Annotated in this window: 18 protein-coding genes; 13 read left to right on the top strand and 5 right to left on the bottom strand. The window is 70.2% G+C overall.

Going from position 1 to position 24545, the window contains the following annotated elements:
- Positions 1-40: 40 nt before the first annotated feature.
- The 6 genes from OG870_RS15515 (at position 41) to holA (ending at position 6846) form a co-directional block, all read left to right on the top strand.
- Positions 41-1084 carry a ComEA family DNA-binding protein gene (locus OG870_RS15515; RefSeq protein WP_266584704.1) on the top strand — a complete coding sequence of 348 codons (1044 nt, stop codon included), beginning with the start codon at positions 41-43 and terminating at the stop codon, positions 1082-1084.
- The gene (locus tag OG870_RS15510) at positions 1081-3684 is read left to right on the top strand and encodes a ComEC/Rec2 family competence protein (protein ID WP_266584706.1); all 2604 of its coding nucleotides are present in this window, start codon (positions 1081-1083) and stop codon (positions 3682-3684) included. The genes OG870_RS15515 and OG870_RS15510 overlap by 4 nt, the downstream gene beginning before the upstream one ends.
- A 4-nt stretch (positions 3685-3688) precedes the next feature.
- Positions 3689-4510, top strand: a complete 822-nt coding sequence (locus tag OG870_RS15505; RefSeq protein ID WP_327690992.1) for an arylamine N-acetyltransferase family protein — start codon at positions 3689-3691, stop codon at positions 4508-4510.
- Positions 4511-4636: 126 nt separating this feature from the next.
- Positions 4637-5518: a YceI family protein gene (locus OG870_RS15500; RefSeq protein WP_266584710.1), complete on the top strand. Its 882-nt coding sequence runs from the start codon at positions 4637-4639 to the stop codon at positions 5516-5518.
- A gap of 57 nt (positions 5519-5575) precedes the next feature.
- A complete protein-coding gene (locus OG870_RS15495; RefSeq protein ID WP_327692312.1) occupies positions 5576-5803 on the top strand; it encodes a hypothetical protein in 228 nt (75 codons plus the stop codon).
- 56 nt (positions 5804-5859) lie between these two features.
- Positions 5860-6846 (top strand): DNA polymerase III subunit delta, encoded by a 987-nt coding sequence (holA, locus tag OG870_RS15490; RefSeq protein ID WP_266514167.1) that lies wholly within the window; start codon positions 5860-5862, stop codon positions 6844-6846.
- A gap of 447 nt (positions 6847-7293) precedes the next feature.
- On the opposite strand, the gene rpsT is transcribed toward holA, so the two are convergent.
- Positions 7294-7560 carry a 30S ribosomal protein S20 gene (rpsT, locus tag OG870_RS15485; RefSeq protein ID WP_266514164.1) on the bottom strand — a complete coding sequence of 89 codons (267 nt, stop codon included), beginning with the start codon at positions 7558-7560 and terminating at the stop codon, positions 7294-7296.
- A gap of 219 nt (positions 7561-7779) precedes the next feature.
- On the opposite strand from rpsT, the gene lepA reads away from it, so the two are divergent.
- Positions 7780-9648: a translation elongation factor 4 gene (gene lepA, locus OG870_RS15480; protein WP_266514160.1), complete on the top strand. Its 1869-nt coding sequence runs from the start codon at positions 7780-7782 to the stop codon at positions 9646-9648.
- A gap of 264 nt (positions 9649-9912) precedes the next feature.
- Positions 9913-11787, top strand: a complete 1875-nt coding sequence (locus tag OG870_RS15475; RefSeq protein WP_327690991.1) for an AMP-dependent synthetase/ligase — start codon at positions 9913-9915, stop codon at positions 11785-11787.
- Between the two features lie 9 nt (positions 11788-11796).
- On the opposite strand, the gene OG870_RS15470 is transcribed toward OG870_RS15475, so the two are convergent.
- Both OG870_RS15470 and OG870_RS15465 read right to left on the bottom strand, forming a co-directional pair.
- A complete protein-coding gene (locus OG870_RS15470) occupies positions 11797-12369 on the bottom strand; it encodes a response regulator (RefSeq protein ID WP_266514157.1) in 573 nt (190 codons plus the stop codon).
- Between the two features lie 12 nt (positions 12370-12381).
- Positions 12382-16530 carry a HAMP domain-containing protein gene (locus OG870_RS15465; RefSeq protein ID WP_266514154.1) on the bottom strand — a complete coding sequence of 1383 codons (4149 nt, stop codon included), beginning with the start codon at positions 16528-16530 and terminating at the stop codon, positions 12382-12384.
- Between the two features lie 102 nt (positions 16531-16632).
- On the opposite strand from OG870_RS15465, the gene OG870_RS15460 reads away from it, so the two are divergent.
- The 3 genes from OG870_RS15460 to OG870_RS15450 all read left to right on the top strand — a co-directional run bounded on the left by OG870_RS15460 (position 16633) and on the right by OG870_RS15450 (position 20523).
- The gene (locus tag OG870_RS15460) at positions 16633-18561 is read left to right on the top strand and encodes an ATP-binding SpoIIE family protein phosphatase (protein WP_266584716.1); all 1929 of its coding nucleotides are present in this window, start codon (positions 16633-16635) and stop codon (positions 18559-18561) included.
- A 46-nt stretch (positions 18562-18607) separates the two neighbouring features.
- Positions 18608-19840, top strand: a complete 1233-nt coding sequence (gene hemW / locus OG870_RS15455) for a radical SAM family heme chaperone HemW (RefSeq protein ID WP_266514148.1) — start codon at positions 18608-18610, stop codon at positions 19838-19840.
- Between the two features lie 104 nt (positions 19841-19944).
- Positions 19945-20523, top strand: a complete 579-nt coding sequence (locus tag OG870_RS15450; protein WP_266514146.1) for a Uma2 family endonuclease — start codon at positions 19945-19947, stop codon at positions 20521-20523.
- Here the strand turns inward: OG870_RS15450 and OG870_RS15445 are convergent.
- Together OG870_RS15445 and OG870_RS15440 are read right to left on the bottom strand one after the other, a co-directional pair.
- Positions 20501-21313: a DUF3097 domain-containing protein gene (locus OG870_RS15445; RefSeq protein ID WP_266514143.1), complete on the bottom strand. Its 813-nt coding sequence runs from the start codon at positions 21311-21313 to the stop codon at positions 20501-20503. The genes OG870_RS15450 and OG870_RS15445 overlap by 23 nt on opposite strands.
- 34 nt (positions 21314-21347) lie before the next feature.
- Positions 21348-22076, bottom strand: coding sequence for an MBL fold metallo-hydrolase (locus OG870_RS15440; RefSeq protein ID WP_327690990.1), 729 nt, complete (start codon positions 22074-22076; stop codon positions 21348-21350).
- A gap of 151 nt (positions 22077-22227) precedes the next feature.
- On the opposite strand from OG870_RS15440, the gene hrcA reads away from it, so the two are divergent.
- Positions 22228-23244, top strand: coding sequence for a heat-inducible transcriptional repressor HrcA (gene hrcA / locus OG870_RS15435; protein WP_266514137.1), 1017 nt, complete (start codon positions 22228-22230; stop codon positions 23242-23244).
- On the top strand, positions 23245-24378 hold the full coding sequence (gene dnaJ / locus OG870_RS15430; protein WP_266514135.1) for a molecular chaperone DnaJ: 1134 nt from the start codon (positions 23245-23247) through the stop codon (positions 24376-24378).
- The last annotated feature ends 167 nt before the right edge of the window (positions 24379-24545 follow it).

The following is a 24545-nucleotide window of genomic DNA, read 5'->3' as shown; positions in this document are numbered from 1 at the left end:
AGATCATCGCGAGATCGGTGGGCTGTCCGATCCTCGTCGCATGGCACTTCGATCACGTTCACGTACAGCGACCGTCTCCAGCGGCCCGGGACGCGGGCCCGCCTCCGACGGCCGGATGCGCCCTCGCCCACTGCCGCTGAGGAGCCGTGCCCGCCACCGGCATGCGTCGGCGGAGGAAGCTCGCCGGCGCGCGGAGGCACTCTTCCCCGAACGTGCGGGGGATCGGCGGGAGTTGGGGATGGGCCCGCCGCCGTTGCTGCCTGTGGAGGAGGACGACGAGCGCGGTTCACTTTCAGCGACTCCGGTGAGAGAAGCGGTTGAGGGCCCGGACGTTTCCCCGGCGGGGGAGGCCTGGCGAGCGCGGACCGGGCTTGCTCTGCGGGAGCGGATGCCGTTGTGGCTGCAGGCGAGGTGTGGTCTGGAGCGGCGCAGCGTGTTCGCACTCGGGGCGCTGCTTGTCGTGGCCGCCGTCTTCGCCGTTCAGCACTTCTGGATCGGGCGGACACAGTCCGTGCGGGCGCCCGAAGTGGTGCGGGCAGCGGCTCCGTTCGGTGAACGGAAGGGGAGCGGACAGCCGGAGCGGGACGCTTCGGCCGGGGCGCCGAACGCCGCGGGCGCCGCAGGGACGGCGGGGACGGCGGGCGCCGAGATCGTCGTGGACGTCAGCGGCAAGGTCCGCGACCCCGGGATCCACCGCCTGCCCGCAGGGTCGCGTGTCGTCGACGCGCTGCATGCGGCCGGCGGGGTGCGCCCAGGCACCAGCACGGACGGCCTGAACCGCGCCCGCTTCCTTGTGGACGGCGAGCAGGTGATCGTCGGCGGTCCCGCCGCCCCGGTACCCGGTTCGGGCGGTGCGGCCGCCGGCGCCCCGGCGGCGGGCGCTGCGCCCGCCGCTCCTGTCGCGCTCAACACCGCCACAGTGGACCAGCTCGACACCCTGCCGGGCGTCGGCCCGGTGCTCGCCCAGCACATCATCGACTACCGCACACAGCACGGCGGCTTCCGCTCCGTGAACGAGCTGCGCGAGGTCAATGGCATCGGCGACCGCCGCTTCGCCGACCTCCGGAATCTCGTACGGCCATGAGCCGCACGCCAGCGCCCCCGCCCGGGCGCGCCACCGTCCACGCCGCCTCAGGAGGGCGGCTCGGAACCGCTCACCCCAGACAGGAAGGACCGACGGACCTACGTCTCGTACCGCCCGCACTCGCGGCTTGGGCGACGGCGGCGTTGATGCTGGACGCGACGTCCGGGTGGGTCGCGGGTGTCGCGGTCCTCTGCCTGACTGCCGCGGTGATCCTGCTGGCGGTACGGCGAAGGGGAGGACGAGCCGGTTCGCCGACTCCGACGCCAACTCAGACACCGACACCGACTCCGACGCCTATGCCGGGTCCGTGGCCGCGGGCCTCGGTCGCTGCCCTGCTGCTCTGCGTCGCCGCTGCCGCAGTCTCCGCCGGGCTGCACGGAGCCGACCTGCGGCGCGGGCCCGTGCCCGGGCTGGCCCGGCAGTACGCCACGGTGACCGCCGAGGTCGAGATCACCTCCGACCCTCGGCTCACCAGGCCCCGGATCAGAGGGGATCATGCCGCTCCCGCCTCCGTGGTGATGGAGGGGGAGGTGCGGCGGGTCGAGGAAGCGGACGGGACGGTGGTGGCGACGCGAGCACCGGTGTTGGTGATCGTCGACGTGGGGGCGGGCAGCGCCCGAACGAAGGTCTCCACTGAGGGGCCTTCACGATCCCCCTGGCTCGAGTTGTTGCCCTCAACGCGGCTGCGGGTCGTTGCGAGGTCGGCGCCCGCGGCGGTCGGCGGGGACCGCATCGCCGGGGTGCTGCGGGTGCGGGGGCAGACCGTGCCGGAGGTGACGGAAGGGCCGTCGGGCATCCAGCGGTTCGCCGGGCGGTTGCGGGCCGGGCTGCGCGAGGCGACCGACGGACTGCCGGCGGACGCGCGGGCGCTGCTGCCCGGGCTGGTCGTCGGGGACACCTCGCGGATCACTCCGGAGCTGGACGAGGCATTCAAGGACACCGACCTCGCGCACACGCTCGCCGTGTCCGGGAGCAACCTCACGATCATTCTCGCCCTGCTCATCGGACCGCCGGGCATGGCGCAACTGGTGGAGCGCCGGGGGCTCGCGCCCCGGCTCGGCATCCCGCTGCGGATGACAGCGCTGCTCGGGGGAGCCCTCACACTCGGCTTCGTGGTCGTGTGCCGACCGGATCCGAGTGTGCTGCGTGCCGCGGCCTGCGGTGCCGTCGTGCTGCTGGCCCTGGCGACCGGACGCCGCAGATCGCTCGTCCCGGCGCTGGCGACGGCGGTACTGCTGCTCGTGCTGTACGACCCCTGGCTGGCCCGGAGTTACGGCTTCCTGCTCTCCGTACTGGCCACCGGAGCCCTGCTCACGCTGGCTCCGCGCTGGAGCGAGGCGCTGCGGCGGCGCCGGGTCCCGCCGAGGCTGGCCGAGGGGCTGGCTGCCGCGGCCGCGGCGCAGGCGCTGTGCGCACCGGTCGTCGCCGTGCTGTCGGCGCGGGTGAGCCTGGTGGCGGTGCCGTGCAATCTGCTCGCGGAGATCGCGGTGGCGCCGGCCACGGTGCTCGGTTTCGCGGCGCTGGCGACCGCCCCGGTGCTGATGCCGGTGGCCAAGGCGCTGGCCTGGTGCGCGAGTTGGCCTGCGGGCTGGATCGCGGACATCGCCCGGACCGGGGCCGCCCTGCCTGGCGCGGGAGTGGACTGGCCGGGCGACTGGAGCGGAGCGGGCCTGCTCGCGCTGGTCACGGTGGCCGTCCTGCTGACCGGCCGGCGGTTGTTGAGACATCCCTGGGTGTGTGCCGCGTGCGGGGTGCTGCTCGTGCTCCTCGTGGTGCAGCCGCCGCCGTTGACCAGGGTGATCACGGGGTGGCCGCCACCGGGATGGCGGTTCGCGATGTGCGACGTGGGGCAGGGCGACGCGACCGTGCTCGCGGCGGGGGACGGCAGCGGTGTGGTGGTCGACGCCGGGCCCGATCCGAGGCTCGTCGACCACTGTCTGAGCACGCTCGGCATCACCAGGATCCCGCTGATCGTGCTGACCCACTTCCACGCGGACCATGTGGCCGGGCTGCCCGGTGTGCTGCGCGGGCGTTCGGTGGGGGCGATCGAGACGACGGGCTTCGACGAGCCGGCGGACCAGATGGAGTTCGTACGGAAGCAGGCAGCGGCACGGCGCATCCCGGTGACCCGGGCCTCGGCCGGCGAACAGCGGCGCACCGGTTCGCTGTCCTGGCAGGTGCTGTGGCCTCCGCCGAGCCCGGCACCTGATCCGGACGGGCCGAACGACGCCAGCGTCGCCCTGCTCGTCAGATCGGCCGGGCTGCGGCTCCTGCTGCTAGGGGATCTCGAACCCCCGGCCCAGCAAGCCCTGTTGAGGTCGCCGCAAGGGGCGCTGATCGGTGGCGTGGATGTCCTCAAGGTCGCCCATCACGGTTCGGCCTACCAGGACCCGGAGCTGATACGCAGGGTGGCCCCGCGGATCGCGCTGATCAGCTGCGGGAAGGACAACCCTTACGGGCACCCGGCCCCCAGCACGGTCGCGGCGTTGCGGGCCGAGGGCGCGGTGGTGCTGCGGACGGACCGGGACGGGGCGCTGGCGGTCACGGAGACGGAGACGGGAGCGGGGACGGGCAGGGAGCTGCAGGTGGCGCGAGACTGAGGGCATGCATAACTCACAGGTCGACGCCTACCTCCGCCGTCTGGGAATCGAGCCCGCTCAGTGGCATACCGCGCCCACCGTCCCCGTCACCCCCACCGTCGAGGTTCTGCGCGATCTGCATCTGCGTCACCTGCAGGCCGTGCCCTTCGAGAACCTGTCGATCCACCTCGGTGAGGAGATCGTGCTGGAGGAGAAGCGGCTGCTGGACAAGGTGGTGGGGGCGCGGCGGGGTGGGTTCTGCTACGAACTCAACGGGTCGTTCGGGGCCTTGCTCGCCGCGCTGGGTTTCGAGGTCACCCTGCTCGCCGCCCGGGTGCACGGGGACGAGGGACGGCTCGGGATCCCGTACGACCATCTCGCGCTGCGGGTGCGGACGGTGGACGGGAGTGAGTGGCTGGCGGACGTCGGCTTCGGGGCGCACAGTCACTGGCCGCTGGCGTTCGGGGAGAGGGGTGAGCAGAAGGATCCGGGTGGCAGCTTCCGGATCGTCGAGGCGGGGCCGGACCTGGACGTCGTCGTGAACGGCAGGCCGCAGTACCGGCTGGAGGCGCGGCCGCGTCAGCTCGGCGACTTCGTGGCCGGGGCGTGGTGGCACAGCACCTCGCCCGTGTCGCACTTCGTGCAGTCGCTGGTGTGTTCAAGGGTGACGGAGGACGGAGGGAGGATCACGCTCAGCGGGCGCACCTTCAAGGTGACGGGCCCGGACGGGGCGCGGGAGGAGCGGGAGTTGGGCACGGACGAGGAGGTGCTCGGCGTGTACCGGGACCGGTTCGGGATCGAGCTCAGCCGTGTGCCGACTGTACGAAATCCCCGCAGGGGCGACTGATTTGGTTCACAAGGGACCAGTCGTTGCTACTCGTGCGTAGGCATTGCGTGTTGCCTCGAAAGCCGCAACGGTGATCGAATGCGTCTTCGGTAACGTAAGACGTCGAGGCGCACAGGGGTGGCGTGGATGTTCGGCCGCTGGTTGGCAAACCGAGCGAACAGAGAGCAATGGAAGAGTCCCCTGGCGGCGGTGCAGACCCCGCCGACGGCCGGGGTGCTGAGCTGTCGGGTGCTGGATCCGGTCCATGCACCGGTGACGCATGCGGAGTTCGCGGTCAGCGACTCCATGGGGCGCAAGGTGGTGGGCGGGGAGACGGATCCCTTCGGGTCGTTCGTGACGACGGTGCCCGCGGGGGAGTACCGGCTCGCGGTGTCGGCGGAGGGATACACGCCGTACCGGGCCAGCGCGACCGTCGGGGAGAACGCGCTCGCCTCGCTGGGCGACGTGACGCTTCAGGTGGCGCGGCCGCCGGAGCTGCCCGCGGCGGGCGACTGGGAGATCGAGCCCGCGCACTCCTCGATCGGGTTCACCGCGCGGCACATCGGGCTGGCGCGGATCCACGGCCGGTTCAACTCCTTCGCGGGGGCTGTACGGATCACGGATCCGATGGAGCAGTCGGCGATGCATGTGGTGATCGACGCGGCGAGCATCGATACGAACGTCAGGATGCGGGACGACCATCTGCGCTCCGGCGACTTCCTGGACGTGGCGCGCTTTCCGACGCTGGAGTTCTACAGCGAGCGGTTCGTGCACAAGGGCGGCAACCGGTGGGCGGTCACGGGGGCGCTGTCGCTGCACGGAGTGACCCGTACGGTCACGCTCGACACGGAGTACCTCGGGCTCGGCAACGGCATGGAGGGCGAAGTGCGGGCGGCCTGCCGGGCCACGACGGAGTTGCACCGGGACGACTTCACCGTGAGCTGGCAGACGATGCTGGCGCGGGGGATCGCGGTCGTGGGGCCGAGCATCCGGATCGACCTCGATGTGCAGATCGTGCGCAAGGGGTGACCTGCGGGAGCCTGACGCAGGTGCCGGACAATGGCTGCCGTGAGCGATGTGAGACATGTGCTGGTGCTGCCGGACCGTGATGCCGCGGAGGAGGTGGTCGAGGCGCTCGGGGAGCGGTTCGGGCTGTCCGAGCAACCGCGGCTCGTAAGGGACGCGCTGGCCGGTGAGGACGACGCGGAGGACGCGCAGTGGCTGGTCGTGCTGCGGGACGAGGACGGGCGGCTGGACCCGGGGGAGCTGGACGAGTTCGTGGGGTCGTGGGACGGGTGGCGCGAGGAGCCGTGAGCCGGTGAGCCTGCGGCGGGAGCCCGTTGTCAGTGGTGCGTGCGATGCTTGTCGCGATGGCCAGGAAGACTGCTGATGACGACCTCCTCGCCCCGGTGACGCTTGCCGTGGGCCAGGAGGACCTCCTGCTCGACCGTGCCGTGCGGGAGGTGGTGGCCGCTGCCAGGGCCGCCGACGCCGACACGGACGTACGTGACCTGAACCCGGAGCAGTTGCAGCCGGGAACGCTCGCCGAGTTGACCAGTCCGTCGCTCTTCGCGGAGCGGAAGGTCGTGGTCGTACGCAATGCGCAGGATCTTTCGGCCGACACCGTCAAGGACGTGAAGGCGTATCTCGGGGCGCCCGCCGAGGAGATCACCCTCGTGCTGGTGCATGCGGGCGCGGCGAAGGGCAAGGCGCTTCTCGACGCCGCGCGCAAGGCGGGTGCGCGGGAGGTGGCCTGCCCGAAGATGACCAAGCCGGCGGATCGGCTGGCCTTCGTGCGGGGGGAGTTCAGGGCGGTCGGGAGGTCTGCCACGCCCGAGGCCTGCCAGGCGCTCGTCGACGCGATCGGGAGTGATCTGCGGGAGTTGGCGTCCGCCGTTTCCCAGTTGGTCGCTGATGTGGAAGGGACCATCGACGAGGCCGTCGTCGGGCGGTACTACACCGGGCGGGCCGAGGCGTCGAGTTTCACGGTTGCCGACCGGGCCGTGGAAGGGCGGGCGGCCGAGGCGCTGGAGGCGCTGAGGTGGTCGCTGGCCACCGGGGTGGCGCCGGTGTTGATCACCAGTGCGCTGGCGCAGGGGGTGCGGGCGATCGGGAAGCTGTCGTCCGCGCGAGGGGGACGGCCGGCCGATCTGGCGCGGGAGCTGGGGATGCCGCCGTGGAAGATCGACCGGGTGCGGCAGCAGATGCGAGGGTGGACGCCGGATGGGGTTGCTGAGGCGTTGCGGGCCGTTGCTGAGGCCGACGCGGGGGTGAAGGGGGGCGGGGACGACCCCGAGTACGCGTTGGAGAAGGCCGTCGTGACCATTGCGCGGGCGGCGCGGTCGCGCGGGCGGTAAGTGTGGGTGGGGCATGCCGCCCCTGCCGTTCCGCCCGGGGGCTGCCGCCCCCAGACCCCCGCTTCGGCCTGGACGGCCTCGTCCTCAAACGCCGGACGGGCTGCCCAAGCGCCGGACGGGCTGATTGGGGCGCCGCTCTCCCCGTCACCAGGAACGCGAGAAGTGCGCGCTCTCCCCCTCACCAGGAACGCGAGAAGTGCGAAGGCCCGCGTCCCCAGACCCCCGGTTCGGGCCCACCAAGAACGCAAGAAGTGGCGAAGGCCCCGCCTCCCACCCTGGGGAAGGGCAGGAAGCGGGGCCTTCGGTTCACGATGTCGAGCCCGTACCCGCGTGGCGAACGCAGGCCGCGTACAGGCTCTGGGAGCCGGTCGGGAGCGGATGAGAGAGGGCCCGCTCTGGTCCTTCCGGCTGTTCGGTCCCGTAGGACCGGTCAGATCAGTAAGAGGTTCAGCCCTGGAGGGAAGCGACCTTGGAAGCAAGCGCCGACTTCTTGTTGGCGGCCTGGTTCTTGTGGATGACGCCCTTGGAGACGGCCTTGTCGAGCAGACGCGCGGCAGCGCGCTCGTGCTCGGTGGCCTTCTCGACGTCACCCGCGGCAGCGGCCTCGCGGGCCTTGCGGATCGCGGTCTTCAGGGAGGACTTGACGGCCTTGTTGCGCAGCCGGGCCTTCTCGTTGGTCTTGATCCGCTTGATCTGGGACTTGATGTTCGCCACTGATGAGCCTTTTCAGGTTCTGGTCCGGGGCCGCAAGGACCCGTCCCGGTGATTTTCTGGAGTGTGCCTCGTGCTGAGAGGGCAGGAGACACAGCCACCCAGGCTACCAGTGGCCCGGCCCATGGCCCAAAACGGTTCCCGGTCCCCGCCCGTGGGACCATGGAGCCTACGTATAGATCCGACCCGAGGCATAAGGCGCCTCAAGAGACAGGACCCTGCGTGCCCGCGACCCCTAACAATGTGCCCGAGCCGAGCCGTACCGACCCGGCTCAGATCCGCAATTTCTGCATCATCGCGCACATCGACCACGGCAAGTCCACGCTCGCCGACCGCATGCTCCAGCTGACCGGCGTGGTCGACCAGCGGCAGATGCGTGCTCAGTACCTCGACCGGATGGACATCGAGCGCGAGCGCGGCATCACGATCAAGTCCCAGGCGGTGCGTTTGCCGTGGGCCCCGACCCATGACAAGACCGACACGCACATCCTCAACATGATCGACACCCCGGGGCACGTCGACTTCACGTACGAGGTCTCGCGGTCGCTCGCCGCCTGCGAGGGGACCGTGCTCCTCGTCGACGCCGCCCAGGGCATCGAGGCCCAGACCCTCGCCAACCTCTACCTGGCGATGGAGAACGACCTCACGATCATCCCCGTACTGAACAAGATCGACCTGCCGGCCGCGCAGCCCGAGAAGTTCGCCGAGGAGCTCGCGAACCTCGTCGGCTGCGACCCCGACGACGTGCTGCGGGTGTCCGCCAAGACCGGTCTCGGCGTCGACGCGCTGCTCGACAAGGTGGTCAAGGAGATCCCGGCCCCGGTCGGCGACGCCGACGCCCCCGCCCGCGCGATGATCTTCGACTCGGTCTACGACTCCTACCGCGGCGTCGTGACGTACGTACGAGTCATCGACGGGCAGCTCAACAAGCGCGAGCGCATCCGGATGATGTCCACCAACGCCACGCACGAGCTGCTGGAGATCGGGACGAACTCGCCCGAGATGCTCGGTGCCGACGGACTCGGCGTCGGTGAGGTGGGCTACCTCATCACCGGTGTGAAGGACGTCCGGCAGTCCAAGGTCGGTGACACGATCACCAGCCTGCACAAGGGCGCGACCGAGGCCCTCGGGGGATACAAGGACCCGAAGCCGATGGTCTTCTCCGGGCTGTATCCGCTGGACGGGTCCGACTACCCCGAGCTGCGGGACGCCCTCGACAAGCTGCAGCTCAACGATGCAGCGCTCGTGTACGAGCCGGAGACCTCGGCCGCACTCGGCTTCGGTTTCCGCGTCGGCTTCCTGGGGCTGCTGCACCTGGACGTCATCCGTGAGCGGCTGGAGCGCGAGTTCGGGCTCGACCTGATCGCGACCGCGCCGAACGTGGTCTACCGCGTGATCATGGAGGACGGGACCGAGCACACGGTCACCAACCCCAGCGAGTTCCCCGAGGGCAAGATCAACGACGTGTACGAGCCCGTCGTACGCGCCACGATCCTCGCCCCGAGCGAGTTCATCGGGTCGATCATGGAGCTGTGCCAGACCCGGCGCGGGACTCTTCTCGGCATGGACTACCTGTCCGAGGACCGGGTCGAGATCCGCTACACGCTCCCGCTCGCGGAGATCGTCTTCGACTTCTTCGACCAGCTGAAGTCGAAGACGCGCGGCTACGCGTCGCTGGACTACGAGCCCACCGGCGAGCAGACCTCCAGCCTGGTCAAGGTCGACATCCTGCTGCACGGCGACAAGGTCGACGCGTTCTCCGCGATCACGCACAAGGACGCGGCCTACGCGTACGGCGTGCGGCTGGTCGCCAAGCTGCGCGAGCTCATCCCGCGGCAGGCCTTCGAGGTGCCCATCCAGGCCGCCATCGGCTCCCGGGTGATCGCCCGCGAGACCATCCGCGCCATCCGCAAGGACGTCCTCGCCAAGTGCTACGGCGGCGACATCTCCCGTAAGCGCAAGCTCCTGGAGAAGCAGAAGGAGGGCAAGAAGCGAATGAAGATGGTGGGTTCCGTGGAGGTTCCCCAGGAGGCGTTCATCGCGGTGCTCTCCAGCGATGACAGTGCGGGGTCGGGCAAGAGCAAGAAGTAACCCCGGGTAACAACGGGTTGCGGCACCAAACCGGACACAACAGGGGCTCGTCGTACGAAAGCGCGACGGGCCCCTACGCGTGCGTAGCGTCGCTCTCTGTACGAAGTGACAGGCCGCCGCCCCTTACGAACCGGCCGGTCGGGCTCTACCCTGATCTCTGCTCGATAGTTACTCGCGAGTTAAACAACGGCTCGCGAGTGAATACACGCAGTCAATACCGCCGCACTTGAGCCAGCCGCGCTGCCGCGGGCCCCGGAGGATGTCGTGAGCGACACACAGACACTGATCGAGAACCGTCCGCCGAGCGTGGCGGCCCTCTTCCTGGAGCGTGTTGCGGCCACACCGGACGCGGAGGCATACCGCTATCCGGTGGCCCCCGTCTCCGGCGCGGGCCCTGACGAGTGGAAGGCCCTGAGCTGGGCGCAGGCCGCGGAGCGGGTCTACTCGATCGCCGCCGGCCTGGTCGAACTGGGTGTGCAGCCCGAGCAGCGCGTCGCGCTCGCCTCCTCCACCCGGGTCGAGTGGCTCCTCGCCGACCTCGGCATCATGTGTGCCGGAGCCGCCACCACCACGATCTACCCGCAGACCAACGCCGACGAGTCGGCGTTCATCCTCTCCGACTCCGAGAGCCTGGTGCTGGTCGCGGAGGACGCGGCCCAGCTCGCCAAGGTGGTGGAGAAGCGCGCTGAGCTGCCCGCCCTCACGCACGTGGTCGTGATCGACTCGGCCGGCGTCGAGACGAGCGACGGGGTTCTCACGCTCGCCGAGCTGGAGGCCCGGGGCGCCGCCCGCCTGGAGAAGGACCCCGATCTGATCAAGGGGCGGGTCGGGGCGATCACCAAGGACCAGCTCGCCACCCTCATCTACACCTCCGGCACCACCGGCCGCCCCAAGGGCGTGCGCCTGCCGCACGACAACTGGTCGTACATGGCGAAGGCGATCTCCGCGACCGGTCTGATCAGCGCCGAGGACGTGCAGTACCTGTGGCTGCCGCTCGCGCACGTCTTCGGCAAGGTGCTCACCTCGGGCCAGATCGAGGTCGGTCACGTCACCGCCGTCGACGGCCGCGTCGACAAGATCATCGAGAATCTGCCGATCGTGCAGCCGACGTACATGGCGGCCGTCCCGCGCATCTTCGAGAAGGTCTACAACGGGGTCGCGGCCAAGGCGAAGGCCGGCGGCGGCGCCAAGTTCAAGATCTTCCAGTGGGCCGCGGAGGTCGCCCGCGAGTACGCCAAGGTCTCGCAGGACAACTTCCGGCGCACCGGTTCGGCGTCGGTCCCGTTCGGCCTCGGCGCCAAGCACAAGGTCGCCGACGCGCTGGTCTTCGCCAAGATCCGCGAGGCGTTCGGCGGCAACCTGCGGGCCTGCGTGTCCGGTTCGGCCGCGCTCGCGCCGGAGATCGGCTACTTCTTCGCCGGCGCCGGCATCCACATCCTTGAGGGTTACGGCCTCACGGAGTCCTCGGCGGCCTCCTTCGTGAACCCCGGCGAGGCCTACCGCACCGGCACGGTCGGCAAGCCGCTGCCCGGCACGGAGGTGCGCATCGCGGACGACGGCGAGATCCTGCTCCGCGGCCCCGGAATCATGGAGGGCTACCACGGGCTGCCCGAGAAGACCGTCGAGGTACTGGAGTCGGACGGCTGGTTCCACACCGGTGACATCGGCGAGCTGTCCCCGGACGGTTACCTGCGCATCACCGACCGCAAGAAGGACCTCATCAAAACGTCCGGCGGCAAGTACATCGCGCCGGCCGAGGTCGAGGGGCAGTTCAAGGCGGTCTGCCCGTACGTCTCCAACATCCTGGTGCACGGCGCCGACCGGAACTTCTGCACGGCGCTGATCGCGCTGGACGAGCCGTCCATCCTCGACTGGGCCAAGGAGAACGGGCTGGCGGGCAAGTCGTACGCGCAGGTCGTCGCCGAGCCCGCGACGGTCGCCCTCATCGAGGCGTACGTCAAGGAACTCAACCAGGGCCTGCAACGCTGGCAGACCGTCAAGAAGTTCCGGCTGCTGCCGCGGGACCTCGACGTGGAGCACGGCGAGATCACCCCGAGCCTGAAGCTGAAGCGGCCGGTGGTCGAGCGGGAGTACAAGCACCTGATCGACGAGATGTACGCCGGAGCCCGGGAGGCGTAGCCAGAGGCGTTACGGGCGGCCCCTGTTGACGAGTGTCCGCAGCTCCCGGACCTGGATGCGCAGCGCGTCCAGGTCCGGGGGCTCGTCGCCGTCCAGCCCGCCCTCCAGCTCCGTCAGTCTGCTGCTCACCTCCCGGTAGTCCGCCAGTTCCTGCGCCCGCACCTGCTCCAGTTGCTGGTTCTTGCGGTACAGGTCAAGGAAGACCGTGACCTTTGCCCGCAGGACCCACGGGTCGAAGGGCTTGGTCAGGTAGTCGGCGGCGCCCGTGGCGTAGCCGCGGAAGGCATAGCCGGAGTCGTCGTCCGCGCCCGTCAGGAAGATGATCGGGACGTCCTTGGTCTGGTCGAGCCGCTTGATGTTCGCGGCCGTCTCGAATCCGTCCATGCCGGGCATGCGGACGTCGAGCAGGACGAGGGCGAAGTGCTGACGCAGAAGTGCCTTCATCGCCTCTTCGCCCGAACGTGCGCGTACCAGCGGCTCGTTGAGGGACCCCAGGACGGCCTCCAACGCGATCAGGTTGTCCTCCATGTCGTCCACGAGGAGGATGCTGGCGCGCTCACGGGTCGTTGCCTCAGCGCTCATGGTGACAGTGCCTCATGATTCGGTCGTCGGCGGAACCGTGGCTTCCCCAGTCGTGGTCGGTTCCGATGCACCGGTTTCAGTGGCGCGCGTCGCCTCGGGATCGAGCAGGGCGCAGACGACCGTCAGCAGCTGGTCGACGTCCACCGGCTTCGGTACGTAGTCGTTGGCGCCCCGCGCGATGGACTTCTCGCGGTCTCCGGGCATCGCCTTCGCGGTGAGGGCGACGATCGGCAGGCCCGTCCAGCGGGGGGCGCGTCGGATGGCGGCAATGGTCTCGTAGCCGTCCATCTCCGGCATCATGATGTCCATCAGGACGAGTTCGACGTCCGGGTTGCGCTCCAGTGTCTCGATGCCCTCGCGGCCGTTCTCCGCGTACAGGACCGGCATGCCGACGCGGCCGAGGACATGGGTGAGGGCGAAGACATTGCGGATGTCGTCGTCCACGATCAACACCCGCCGTCCGGGCAGGACCTGACCCGCGCGGCCGGCCTTCCACGCCTCCAGTTTGGTGGGCGCCGGCCAGGAGTCGTCCACGTCGTGTGTCGCGGTGTACGGCTCCGCCGACAGCTGTTCGGGCGCCGGCACCGAACGGTCCTCGGGAACCGGTCCGTTCGCCGGGTGGCCGGGGCTGACGACGGGGACGTACAGCGTGAACGTGGACCCCGTACCGGGCTCGCTCTCGGCGACGATACGGCCGCCGAGCAGGCCCGAGATCTCCCGGCTGATGGACAGACCGAGGCCCGTGCCCCCGTACTTGCGGTTGGTGGTGCCGTCGGCCTGCTGGAACGCCTCGAAGATCACCGGGAGTTTCTCGGCCGCGATGCCGATGCCGGTGTCGGAGACGGCGAAGGCGATCACGTCGTCCCCCTCGCGGACGTGGAGGTGCTCGGGGTCCTTGATCCTGTTCACCCGCAGCTCCACCCGGCCCGTCGCGGTGAACTTGATCGCGTTGGACAGCAGATTGCGCAGGATCTGCTGCAGCCGCTGCTCGTCCGAGTACATCTCGCGCGGTACGTCCTCGCCGACCGCGACCTCGAAGGCGAGCCCGCGGTCGAGGGTGAGCGGGCGGAAGGTGGCGTGCACGTAGTCCAGCAGCTTGATGAGCGGCAGCTTCTTCGGGCGTACGTCCATCCGGCCGGCCTCGATCTTCGACAGGTCCAGGATGTCGTTGATCAGCTGCAGCAGGTCGGAGCCGGAGCGGTGGATGGTCGTCGCGAACTGCACCTCCTGGTCCGTGAGATGACCGTCGGGGTTGTCGGACAGGAGGCGGGCCAGGATCAGCAGGGAGTTGAGCGGGGTGCGCAGCTCGTGCGACATGTTCGCCAGGAACTCCGACTTGTACTGGGAGCTGGTGGCCAACAGGGCGGCCTTCTCCTCCAGTTCGGCGTTCGAGCGCTGCAACTCCGCCTGCTGCTTCTGGAGTTCGTCGGAGCGCTCCTGCAGCTGCATGGCCAGCCGCTGGGACTCGCCGAGCAGGGACTCCGTACGGGAGTTGGCGATGATCGTGTTGATGGCGACGGCGATGGTGTTGACGAACTGGTCGAAGAACGCGAGATGCACGTCGGAGAAGCGGGAGAAGGACGCCAGCTCGATCACACCGAGGAGCTTGTCCTCGAAGAGGATCGGGATGATGACGACGCTCGTGGGGGCCGCCTCGCCGAGCCCGCTGTTGATCTTGATGTAGTCCGGCGGGGCCTCCTCGACGAGGATCCGCTTCTTCTCCCGGGCCGCCTGCCGGACCAGGCCGTGCACCGGCAGACCGCCGGTCTCGACCGTCGCGCCCTGGGCCGAGCCGTACCCGGCGATGAACGCGAGCCCCTTGGTGGGAACGGTGGTGCGCAGCGAGGCGCTGTCCTCGCCCGGGTCGGCCAGGAAGAACGCGCCGTACTGGGCGTTCACCAGCGGTGTCAGCTCGCGCAGCAGCAGGTCGGCGACCTCCATCAGGTCGCGGTGGCCCTGCATCAGTGCGGCAAGGCGGGCCAGGTTGGACTCCAGCCAGTCCTTCGCGCGGGTGGTCTCGCGGAGGTTGGCCACCATCAGGTTGATGTTGTCCTTCAGCTCGGTGACCTCGCCCTGGGTCTCCACGGTGATCGACCGGGACATGTCGCCCTGGGCCACGGCGGAGGCGACCTCGGCGATCGCGCGGACCTGGGTGGTGAGGTTCAGGGCGAGTTCGTTCACGTTCGTCGTCAGGCGCTTCCAGGTGCCGTAGACGCCCTCGACCCGTGCCTGGCCGCCGAGTTGACCCTCGGAGCCGACCTCGCGGGCCACCCGGGTGACCTCCGAGGAGAAGGACGACAGCGTGTCGACCATCGTGTTGATGGCGGTCTTCAGCTCCAGGATCTCGCCGCGCGCGTCCACGTCGATCTTCTTGGAGAGGTCGCCGTTGGCGACGGCCGTGGTGACCTGGGCGATGTTGCGGACCTGCGAAGTCAGGTTGTCCGCCATGTAGTTGACGTTGTCCGTCAGGTCCCGCCACACGCCGGAGACCCCGAGCACCTGGGCACGGCCGCCCAGCCGCCCGTCGGTGCCGACCTCGCGGGCGACCCGGGTGACCTCGTCGGCGAAGGCGCGCAGCTGCTCCACCATCGTGTTGACGGTGTCCTTCAGCTCCAGGATCTCGCCGCGCGCGTCGACGGTGATCTTCTTGGAGAGGTCGCCGTTGGCGACGGCCGTGGTGACCTGGGCGATGTTGCGGACCTGCGAAGTCAGGTTCAGCGCCATGAAGTTGACGTTGTCGGTGAGGTCCTTCCAGACACCCGACACGCCCCGCACCTGCGCCTGGCCGCCGAGGTTTCCCTCCGTGCCGACCTCGCGGGCCACGCGGGTGACCTCGTCGGCGAAGGCGGAGAGCTGGTCGACCATCGTGTTGATGGTGGACTTCAGCTCCAGGATCTCGCCCTTCGCCTCGACGGTGATCTTCTTGCCGAGGTCGCCCTGCGCCACGGCGGTCGAGACGAGGGCGATGTTGCGGACCTGCGAGGTCAGGTTGTCCGCCATGAAGTTGACGTTGTCGGTGAGGTCCTTCCAGACGCCGGAGACGCCCCGCACCTGGGCGCGGCCGCCGAGGTTTCCCTCGGTGCCGACCTCGCGGGCGACGCGGGTGACCTCGTCGGCGAAGGCGGAGAGCTGGTCGACCATCGTGTTGATGGTGGACTTCAGTTCCAGGATCTCGCCCTGCGCGTCGACGGTGATCTTCTGGCTCAGGTCGCCGTTGGCGACGGCCGTGGTGACCTGGGCGATGTTGCGGACCTGCGAAGTCAGGTTCGAGGCCATGAAGTTGACGTTGTCGGTGAGGTCCTTCCAGACCCCGCTGACACCTCGCACCTGGGCCCGCCCGCCCAACTGGCCCTCGGTGCCGACCTCGCGGGCGACCCTGGTGACCTCGTCGGCGAAGGCGGACAGCTGGTCGACCATCGTGTTCACGGTCAGTTTCAGTTCGAGCAGCTCACCGGTCGCCTCGACGGTGACCGTGCGGGTCAGGTCACCGCGGGCCACCGCCGTCGTCACCAGGGCGATGTCCCGCACCTGGGCGGTCAGCCGGGACGCCATCGTGTTGACCGCCTCGGTCACATCCCGCCAACTGCCCGACAGGCCGGTCACCTTGGCCCGTCCGCCGAGCCGGCCCTCCGTGCCCACCTCGCGCGCGACCCGGGTCACCTCGCCCGTGAACAGCGACAGCTGGTCGACCATCTTGTTCACCGCGCGGCCCAGCCGCCGCAGATCCCCTCGCAACTGTCGGCTGCCGTCGTGCAGGTCGACGCGCTGGGTCAGATCGCCGCCGGCCACCGCGTCCAGCACCCGCGTCGCGTTGGCCGCCGGAGCCACCAGCGCGTCCAGGATCTGGTTCACGTCGTTGACCCGGGACGTCCAGGCACCCTGTCCGGGGCTTGCCGAGACCCGCTCGTCGAGCCGGCCGTGGCGCACCAACTCCCGCTTCACGCGCTGCACTTCACCATTGAAGTGGGTGCTGCGGTCCATGATCTGGTTGAAGGCAGCCGTCAGCTCCGCGACCATCCCGTGGCCAGTCTCCGGAACCTTCGTGAAGTTGCCGTCCCGGGCCGCGGCCATCGCGGCAAGCAGCGGACGCAGCTCCGATGCTCGGACTTGTTCCGGTTTTTGACCGTCTTCGAGCACACGTGTAGCACTGTTCTCACTCATGGCGGCCCACTTCGGTAACTCGGCGCTTATGGGCGAGGTCAGTCTGTCACTCTGTCGGCATCGACTGAGGCGTATTCGTCCGAACCGCTCGGGGAGCTGTCCATGGGGGCCATTCCGACGCAACGGGAGACCGCTTCCTGTGCCTGCGGTGCGCCTGAACATCGGCATCCGAGCGCACACGGGAGTGCCGATCCACGTGCGCAGACGTACACGACGCTGCCCGGCAGCCCCCTCGCGCCGGGCTCCGCCCGCGCGCTCGTGCGGGCCGCCGTCGCCGACTGGACCGAGTCCCGGCTGCCCGGCACCGAGCACCTCACCGACCTTCTCGCCGACGACGCCGTGCTCGTCGTCAGCGAACTCGTCACCAACGCGGTCGTGCACGCGGGCACCGAGGTCGAGGTGGAGTGCCGCCTGGAGGGGACGGCCGGAGCACTCGTCGTGGAGGTCTCCGACCACCACCCCTCCCGCGCGCCCCGCGACTCGGCGGCCGAAGTGCCGTACGAGACACCGGAGTACGGCCGCGGACTGCGCCTCGTCGCCACGCTCGCCGAGTCCTGGGGCGTCACCTTCCGCAGGGGCGCCAAGACGGTGTGGGCGCGGCTGTCCGCCGAGGGACGCCCGGCCGCGGGCGAGACGGAGGCGTACGCCGGCCGATACGCCCTGGAACGCGGCCTGCGCGCCGCCCAGGTGCTGGCCCCCGACCCGCAGCGCGCCGAGCGCGACCGGGACTGGCTCAACCGGGGCTCCCTGTCGTTCCTCGCCGAGGCCTCCGACCTGCTCGCCGGGCAGCTCGACGAGAACCTCGTCGCCGCGCTCGCCGGTCAGCTGATCGTGCCGCGGCTCGCCGACTGGTGCGCGGTGTGGCTGGAGGACGAGGCCATGGGCCGCGGTGGCGGCTGGGGGGCCGACGGCACCACGGGGGCCGGGCCCCGGCTCGCGCGCGTCTGGCACGGCAGCGAGAACCGCATCGAGGAACTGCGCCGGGCCCTGGAGAAGGACCCGCCGCACCCCGGCGAGACCCTGAGGTCGGGGCCGGTCTCCCACCCCTGGCCCGGCGAGGCACTCGGGGTGCGGGACGAGCACGGTACGGCGCTGGCGTACCGCCTGATCGCGGGCGGCCGCCCGCTCGGCACACTCGTCATCGGCCGAGCCGGACTGCTGCGCTTCCCCGACGAGATCACCGGCCTGGTCGAGGACCTCAGCCGCCGGGTGGCGCTCGCCGTCGGCGCCGCCCGCCAGTACGCCCGCCAGGCCACCATCAGCCAGGTCCTGCAGCGCGGACTGCTGCCCGCCGCCGTCGCCGAGATCCCCGGCGTGCGCAGCGCCCTCGTCTACGAGCCGTGCGACAAGGGCGGCCCCAGCGGCGACTTCTACGACCTGTTCCCGGCCGGCGACGGCCGCTGGTGCTTCGCCGTCGGCGACGTACAGGGCAAGGGCCCCGAGGCCGCCGTGGTCATCGGTCTGGCCCGCCCCTGGCTGCGCCTCCTGGCGCGCGAGGGCTACGGCGTCGCCGACGTCCTCGACCGCCTCAACCGCCTCCTCCTGGACGACGCGACGGAGGCCGCGGACGCCGCCGCCCGGGCCCTGGCACGGCCCGCCGCCCCCGGCGACGGCCCGCAGACCCGCTTCCTCTCCCTCCTCTACGGCGAACTGGCCCCCTTCGACGGCGGTATCCGCTGCACCGTCGCCTCCGCCGGCCACCCGCTCCCCCTGCTCCTCGGCCTCGACGGGGACGTCCGCACGGCGGCCCGCCCACAGACCCTCCTCGGCGTCGTCGACGACGAGACGTACACCAGCGAGACCTTCGAGCTGCGCCACGGCGACAGCCTCCTGTGCGTCACGGACGGTGTGACCGAGCGCCGCTCCGGCTCCGACATGTTCGACGACGCCGACGGCCTGGCGGCCGCCCTCGCCGGGTGCGCCGGGCTCAGTGCCGAAATGATCGCGGAGCGCATCCGGCGGCTGGTGCACGAGTTCGGCGGACGGCCGCCGGAGGACGACCTGGCGCTGCTGGTGCTGCAGGCGGAGTGAGCGGCGCGGGGACCAGCCCCCGCCGGCGTACTGGACAATGGAAGGCATGCCTTCCGCACTCCCCGACGGCGAGCCGGTCCCCGCCGACGGCGCCCTCCCCGTGTCCGCCCTCGCCGGGTCCGCCGACCGCCCCCTCGGCTTCTACCTGCACGTCCCGTACTGCGCGACCCGCTGCGGCTACTGCGACTTCAACACCTACACGGCCACCGAGCTGCGCGGCACGGGCGGCGTCCTCGCCTCCCGCGACAACTACGCGGACACCCTCATCGACGAGATCCGCCTGGCCCGCAAGGTCCTGGGCGACGACCCGCGCCCGGTCCGCACGGTCTTCGTGGGCGGCGGTACGCCGACCCTGCTGGCCGCCGGCGATCTCGTACGAATGCTGGCGTCGATCCGCGACGAGTTCGGTCTCGCGCCGGACGCGGAGATCACGACTGAGGCGAACCCGGAGTCGGTGGACCCGGCATATCTGGCGACCCTCCGCCATGGCGGCTTCAACCGCATCTCCTTCGGCATGCAGAGCGCGAAGCAGCACGTGCTGAAGATCCTGGACCGCACGCACACACCGGGGCGGCCGGAGGCATGTGTGGCGGAGGCCCGCGCGGCCGGCTTCGACCACGTCAACCTGGACCTGATCTACGGCACACCGGGGGAGTCGGACGACGACTGGCGGGCGTCGCTGGAGGCGGCGATCGGAGCCGGGCCGGACCATGTGTCGGCGTACGCGCTGATCGTCGAGGAGGGCACCCAGCTCGCCCGCCGGATCCGCCGCGGCGAGGTCCCGATGACGGACGACGACGTCCACGCGGACCGCTACCTGATCGCGGACGAGGCGATGTCGGCGGCGGGCTTCGACTGGTACGAGGTCTCGAACTGGGCCACCTCCGAGGCGGCCCGCTGCCTGCACAACGAGCTGTACTGGCGGGGCGCCGACTGGTGGGGCGCCGGCCCGGGCGCGCACTCCCACGTGGGCGGGGTGCGCTGGTGGAACGTGAAGCACCCGGGGGCGTACGCGGCGGCACTGGCGGAGGGGCGGTCGCCGGGGGCGGGCCGGGAGCTGTTGTCGGACGAGGACCGGCGCGTGGAGCGGATCCTGCTGGAGTTGCGGCTGCGGGAGGGGGTGCCGCTCTCCCTGCTGCGGGAGGAGGGGCTGGCGGCTTCCCGCCGGGCGCTGGGGGAGGGGCTGCTGGAGGGCGGTCCGTACGAGGAGGGGCGGGCCGTGCTGACGTTGCGGGGGCGGTTGCTGGCGGATGCGGTGGTGCGGGACCTGGTGGACTGATCACTCCCGCGAGTGAATCCCCCCGGAACGCCGGTTCGGTCCCTAACCTGGTTCGTAGGCTGCCGCCGTAAGTGCACGGTGGCAGAAACCGGAGGGCTGCGGAGATGACCGCTGTGGACGAGCGTGGGATTGCCAGGTTCTTCGAGGAGTTCGAGCCTCCCGAGGGCATCAAGGCCGAGCTTCTCCGGGGGGAAATCGTGATGATGGCCACTCCCGATCTGGTGCACAACCGGATCGTGGCGGATGTGGTGGACCAGATCCCCCGTAAGCGCTGGGAACGGCTTCAGGTGACGGACGTGGACATCATCGGTGAGACCAGCGAGCCCATTCCGGACTTGGTGGTGTTGGAACGCGGCGTTGCCCCGGACTCAGGCCGACTGCTGCCGTCCCAGTTGGTCACCATGGTGGTCGAGGTGGTCTCCAGGACCAGCGTCCAGCGGGACTACGAAATCAAGCGGTCGATCTACGCCGCCGGCGAGGTGCCTGCCTACCTCATCGTGGATCCGATCATGGCGCAGTGCGTCCTGCTGACCAGGCCCGTTGGGGACGGTGAGAACGCCGACTACCAGAGGCAGCAGATCACCAAGTTCGGGGCGCCGTTGCCACTGGAGGATCTGGAGCTCGAATTGGACACCAGCGAGTTCGGCACCTATCCCAACGTCAGGCCCCACCGCTACCCGTGACGAAGTCGATCAACTCCTCCACCCGCCCCAGCAGCTCCGGCTCCAGGTCCCTGTAGGACCCCACCCGCTTCAGGATCGCCTGCCACACCGCCCCGGTGTTCTCCGACGGCCAGCCCAGCGCCCTGCACACCCCCGTCTTCCAGTCCTGCCCGTGCGGCACCCGCGGCCACGCCGCGATCCCCAGGGACGACGGCTTCACCGCCTCCCAGATGTCGATGTACGGGTGGCCGACCACCAGAGCGTGCTCGCTCGTCACCGACTCCGCGATGCGCCACTCCTTGGTACCGGGCACCAGGTGGTCCACCAGCACTCCCAGCCGCGCGTCCGGACCCGGCGCGAACTCGGCCACGATCGACGGTAGGTCGTCCACGCCCTCCAGGTACTCGACGACGACGCCCTCGATGCGCAGGTCGTCACCCCAGACCTTCTCCACCAGCTCGGCGTCGTGCCGCCCCTCGACGTAGATGCGCCCGGCGCGGGCCACGCGCGCGCGTGCCCCGGGGACGGCCACGGACCCGGATGCCGTACGAGTGGGACGTACCGGACCGGCCGAAGGTCTCACGAGCGTCACCACCCGTCCCTCCAGCAGAAACCCGCGCGGCTCCATCGGGAAGACCCGGTGCTTGCCGAAGCGGTCCTCCAGGGTCACCGTGCCCGCCTCGCAGCGGATCACCGCGCCGCAGAAACCGGTGCCGGGCTCCTCGACCACCAGACCGGGCTCGGCCGCGACCTCCGGGACGGGCTGGGGCTTCTTCCACGGCGGGGTCAGATCGGCGGAGTACTGGCGCATTCGAGTGACGATAGGAGAAGCGGCCGGTCAGCGGCTACGACACGCCGAAACGCGCCGCCAGCTCGTCCCGCTGTCTCCGCACGAACGCCGCGTCCACCACCGCTCCGTGACCGGGCACGTACAGCGCGTCCTCGCCGCCCAGGTCCAGCAGCCGGTCGAGGGCGGCCGGCCAGTGCGACGGTACGGCGTCGGGGCCCGCCTGCGGCTCACCGGACTCCTCGACCAGGTCGCCGCAGAAGACGATCTCCGGGCTGCCGGGGACCAGGACGACGAGGTCGTGCGCCGTGTGGCCCGGGCCCACGTTCGCCAGCAGGACCTGCCGCCCGCCGCCCAGGTCCAGGGTCCACTCGCCGGAGACGTGGTGCCGGGGCGCGACAAGGGCGTCCACCGCCTCCTCGGCCACCCGCGCGTCCAGGCCGTTGTCCACCGCGTCCGCCCGCAGCTCCTCGCGTGCGTGCCGTGCGCCGAACACCGTGTCCATGCCCACCGGGCCGTACACCTCCGCACCCGCGAACGCCGCCGCCCCGAAGACATGGTCGAAGTGCGGATGCGTGAGCGCGAGATGAGTCACACGGTGACCAGTGAGTTCCTGCGCCTCGGTACGCAACCGCACGCCCTCCGCGAGGCTCGAACCGGCGTCGATCAGCAGCGCCGTGCCCGCCCCGACTACCAGCCCCGCCGTGCAGTCCCAGCCCGGAAGACGGCACCGGCCGACCCCGGCCGCCACCCGCTCCCACCCCAGCTCTTCCCAAGTCACCGTCATACGGCGACGCTAGCCGTACGACCCCGCCGACGGGGGCCGACCTTGCCTTGGGTGTACCCCACAGCCGTACACTGGGCCGGGGAACGCTGGCACTCGGACGGACAGAGTGCCAGGCGAAGTGCCTAGGGGACGACTTCTGGAGGTGTGCGCGATGCTGAGCGAACGACGGCTTCAGGTGCTGCGCGCCATCGTCCAGGACTACGTCGGCACCGAGGAGCCGGTCGGGTCCAAGGCCCTCACCGAGCGGCACAACCTCGGAGTGTCCCCGGCGACGGTGCGAAACGACATGGCGGCCCTGGAGGACGAGGGGTTCATCGCCCAGCCGCACACGAGCGCCGGGCGGATCCCCACCGACAAGGGGTACCGGCTGTTCGTCGACAAGCTCGCAGGCGTCAAGCCGATGTCGGCGCCCGAGCGGCGGGCCATCCAGAACTTCCTCGACGGCGCCGTGGATCTTGACGACGTGGTGGCGCGGACGGTTCGGCTGCTCGCCCAGCTCACGCGGCAGGTGGCAGTCGTCCAGTACCCGTCGCTGACCCGCTCGACCGTCCGGCACGTGGAGCTGCTCTCGCTCGCCCCCGCGCGCGTGATGCTCGTGCTGATCACGGACACCGGTCGGGTCGAACAGCGCATGGTCGACTGCCCGGCGCCGTTCGGCGAGGCCTCCCTCGCCGACCTGCGGGCCCGGCTCAACAGCAGGGTCGCGGGCCGCCGGTTCTCGGACGTCCCCCATCTCGTGGAAGACCTGCCGGAAGGCTTCGACGCCGAAGACCGGGGTACGGTCTCGACAGTGCTCTCCACACTTCTGGAGACACTGGTCGAGGAGAACGAGGAACGGTTGATGATCGGCGGCACCGCCAATCTGACCCGTTTCGGACATGACTTCCCCCTCACCATCCGCCCCGTCCTGGAGGCGCTGGAGGAGCAGGTCGTACTCCTCAAGTTGCTTGGCGAGGCGGGGGATTCGGGCATGACGGTGCGCATCGGGCACGAGAACGCCTATGAGGGACTCAACTCCACTTCGGTGGTGTCGGTCGGCTACGGTTCGGGCAACGAGGCGGTCGCCAAGCTCGGCGTGGTCGGACCGACTCGCATGGATTACCCGGGAACGATGGGAGCGGTACGCGCAGTGGCACGGTACGTCGGACAGATCCTGGCGGAGTCGTAAGTGGCCACGGACTACTACGCCGTTCTCGGCGTGCGCCGCGACGCGTCGCAGGAAGAGATCAAGAAGGCCTTCCGGCGGCTCGCGCGCGAGCTGCACCCGGACGTCAATCCGGACCCGAAGACCCAGGAGCGGTTCAAGGAGATCAACGCCGCCTACGAGGTGCTGTCGGACCCGCAGAAGAAGCAGGTCTACGACCTCGGCGGCGACCCGCTCTCGCAGGCCGGCGGTGGCGCCGGCGGGTTCGGCGCGGGCGGCTTCGGGAACTTCTCGGACATCATGGACGCGTTCTTCGGTACGGCGTCGCAGCGGGGCCCGCGGTCGCGTACGCGCCGGGGCCAGGACGCGATGATCCGGCTGGAGATCGACCTCGACGAGGCCGCCTTCGGCACGACGAAGGACATCCAGGTCGACACGGCGATCGTCTGCTCCACCTGTAACGGTGAGGGTGCGGCGCCCGGCACGACCGCTCAGACGTGTGACATGTGCCGCGGTCGCGGTGAGGTGTCGCAGGTGACCCGGTCCTTCCTGGGCCAGGTCATGACGTCCCGCCCGTGCCCGCAGTGCCAGGGCTTCGGCACCGTCGTCCCGACGCCGTGCCCGGAGTGCGCCGGCGACGGCCGGGTCCGCTCGCGTCGCACGCTCACGGTCAAGATCCCGGCCGGTGTCGACAACGGCACCCGCATCCAGCTCGCGGGCGAGGGCGAGGTCGGCCCCGGTGGCGGCCCCGCCGGTGACCTCTACGTCGAGATCCACGAGCTGCCGCACACGACCTTCCAGCGGCGCGGCGACGACCTGCACTGCACGGTCACCATCCCGATGACGGCCGCGTCCCTCGGCACCAAGGTCCCGCTGGAGACGCTGGACGGCATGGAGGAGGTCGACATCCGGCCCGGCACCCAGTCCGGCCAGTCGATCCCGCTGCACGGCCGCGGCATCACGCACCTGCGCGGCGGCGGCCGCGGCGACCTCATCGTCCACGTCGAGGTCCAGACCCCCAACAAGCTGGACCCGGAACAGGAGCGACTCCTGCGCGAGCTGGCCAAGCTGCGCGGCGAGGAGCGTCCCGTGGGGCAGTTCCAGCCGGGGCAGCAGGGGTTGTTCTCGCGGCTGAAGGACGCGTTCAACGGCCGTTGAGGTGGTGCTGGGGGCTCCGCCCCCAGAACCCCGTTCGGCCCTGAACGGGCCTCGTCCTCAAACGCCGGACGGGCTGAAAGGGCCGCCCGGTATCGGGCCGTGCCGTAGGCCCATGCCTGCCGGAAGCCGGATTCGGACTTGTTCGGAGGACGTGACAACATGCCGTC

Source organism: Streptomyces sp. NBC_00461 (genome assembly GCF_036013935.1).
Lineage (GTDB): Bacteria > Actinomycetota > Actinomycetes > Streptomycetales > Streptomycetaceae > Streptomyces.
Note: the sequence above shows the minus strand (reverse complement) of the source record. Positions and strands in the feature narration are given on the sequence as shown.